This window comes from Kitasatospora sp. NPDC093806, from assembly GCF_040683335.1.
In the GTDB taxonomy this organism is placed as follows: Bacteria; Actinomycetota; Actinomycetes; order Streptomycetales; family Streptomycetaceae; genus Kitasatospora.
Window position 1 is genome coordinate 1 of sequence record NZ_JBFBDO010000240.1, and the last position, 2,712, is coordinate 2,712.

Here is a 2,712-nt window from a genome sequence, read left to right on the forward strand (position 1 = left end):
CATCGCGCAGGTCTGGCAGGAAGTCCTCCAGCTCGACCGGATCGGCATCCACGACAACTTCTTCGACCTCGGCGGCCACTCCCTCCTCGCCACCCTGGCCGTGGCCCGCCTGACCAAGGCGCTGGAACGGCCGGTGGACGTCCGGCACTTCTTCGAGCGGCCGACGATCGCCGAGTTCGCCGCCGCCCTGCCGGCCGCGCCCGCGCGCCCGGCGGCGCCGATGGCCCGGATGGTCCGCAGCGGCGACTTCCCGCTGTCCTTCGCGCAGGAGGGCCTGTGGTTCCTGCACCGGCTCGCCCCCGAGGCGCCCGACTACCTGGCCGCGCTGGCCTGGCGGGTCGAGGGCGAACTCGACCGCGCACGCCTGGACCGGGCGCTCGGGCAACTCGCCGCCCGCCACGAGTCGCTGCGCACCACCTTCCCGCTGGTCGACACGCAGCCCGTGCAGCGGGTGGCGGCCACGGCGGACCTCGCCGTCGCCTGGCACGACCTGCGCGGACTCGGCGACCCGTACGGCGAGGCGGTCCGGCGGGCCGAAACCGAGCTGCACCGCCCGTTCGACCTGGCCGCCGGCCCGCTGGTCCGGGTCACCGCCTGGCAGCTCGACAGCGAGGACCACCTGCTCGTCCTGGCGCTGCACCACATCGTCTCGGACGGCTGGTCGCTGGGCGTGCTGGTCCGCGAGCTGGGCGCGCTCTACGACGGCCGGACGCTGCCGGAACTCCCCGTCCAGTACGCCGACTTCGCGAACTGGCAGCGCCAGGAACTGACCGGCGCCCGGCTGGAGCGCGGGTTGGGCTACTGGCGGGAGCGGCTGGCCGCGCTGCCGGCGCTTGAGCTGCCGACCGACCGGCCGCGGCCCGCCGAGCCGTCCTGGGCCGGCGCCACCCGCGAGTTCACCCTGGACACCGACCTGGTCGCCCGGCTGGAGCAGGTGAGCCGGGCACACGGCGCGAGCCTCTACATGACCCTGCTCGCGGCGTTCCAGGTCGCACTCGGCCAGTGGAGCGGGCAGCGCGACTTCGGCATCGGCGTCCCGGTCGCCGGACGCGGCCGCCCCGAGGTCGAGCACCTGATCGGCCTGTTCATCAACACCCTCGTCCTGCGCGCCGACCTCACCGGCGGGCCGACCTTCGCCGAGCTGCTCACCCGGGTCCGCGACCACACCCTCGACGCCCTCGACCACCAGGACGTGCCGTTCGACCGGGTGGTCGAGGAGCTGCGCCCCGACCGCGGCCTGGACCGCTCGCCGCTGTTCCAGGCCATGTTCGACCTGGAGGTGCGGTCCATCGGCGCGCCCCGGCTCGGCTCCGCGCGGCTGCACCCCGCCGAGATCCCGTTCGGCGTCACCAAGTTCGACCTGATGTTCACCTTCACCACCGACCCGGGGGCGGCCGGCGGCTTCGTGCAGTACCGCACCGACCTCTTCGACGCGGCGACGATCGACCGGCTGGTGCGCCGCTGCCAGGCCCTGCTGGCCGCCGTGGCGGACCGACCCGACCAGCCCGTGAACGAGTTGGGGTTGCCGGCCGAGGAACTGCGGGAGCTGCGCGAGCTGGGCAGCGGCGACGTCCCGGCGCCCGCCCGGGACACCATCGCCCAGTTCGAGGACCAGGTGCGACGCACCCCGGACGCCGTCGCCGTCCGCACCGCCGACACCACGCTCACCTACGCCGAGCTCAACACCCGCGCCAACCGCCTCGCCTGGTGGCTCACCGACCAGGGCGTCCGCACCGAGATACCCGTCGCCGTCCGACTCCCGCGCGGGCCCGAGATGCTCATCGCCGTCCTCGGCATCCTCAAGGCCGGCGGCGCCTACGTCCCCATCGACCCCGCCTGGCCCGCCGAACGCGTCGAACACATCCGCACCGACGCCGGCGCCCACCTCCTCCTCGACGGGCCCCTGCCCGCCGCCGACCGGGACGAAAACCCCCAACACCAGTACCACGAGCAGCAGTTGGCGTACCTCATCTACACCTCCGGCTCCACCGGCACCCCCAAGGGCGTCGCCATCCCGCGCGCCAACCTCGCCGCCCACACCATCCGCGTCCGCCGCCGCTTCGCCCTCGGCCCCACCGACCGCGTCCTCCAGTTCGCCGCCCTCGCCTTCGACGCCTCGGTGGAGCAGATCTTCCCAGCCCTGACCTGCGGGGCGAGCCTCGTCCTTCCCGAGCACGGCCTGATCGCCCCCGACCGGCTCCTCGACGAGCTGGAGCAGCACGGCGTCACGGTGCTGGAGGTGGTGCCGGGGTACCTGACCGAGCTGATCGCGGAGCTGTCCGCGCCGGACTCCCGGCACGCCCGCTGGAAGCCCGCGCCGCTGCGGCTGCTGGTCCTCGGCGGGGACGTGGTCCGGCCGACCGACCTGGCCTGGTGGACGGAGCGGTTCCCGGAGCCGACGGTGCTGAACACCTACGGGCCGACCGAGGCGACGGTCACCACCACCCTGTTCGAGATCACCCCCGACAGCACCCGCCGCCCCGACGGCATCCCCATCGGCCGCCCCCTCGGCGACCGCCACCTCCACCTCCTCGACCACCACCTCAACCCCACCCCCCACGGCGCCATCGCCGAACTCCACATCGCCGGCACCCAACTCGCCCGCGGCTACCACCACCAACCCGCCCACACCGCCGACCACTTCCGCCCCGACCCACACGGCGAACCCGGCACCCGGATCTACCGCACCGGCGACCTCACCCGCTGGACCAC

Annotated in this window: 1 protein-coding gene; it reads left to right on the top strand. The window is 74.2% G+C overall.

Going from position 1 to position 2,712, the window contains the following annotated elements; genetic code table 11:
- Window positions 1-2,712, top strand: a 2,712-nt coding sequence (locus AB0N76_RS39620; protein WP_363565713.1) for an amino acid adenylation domain-containing protein, incomplete at both ends; no start/stop codon positions are given.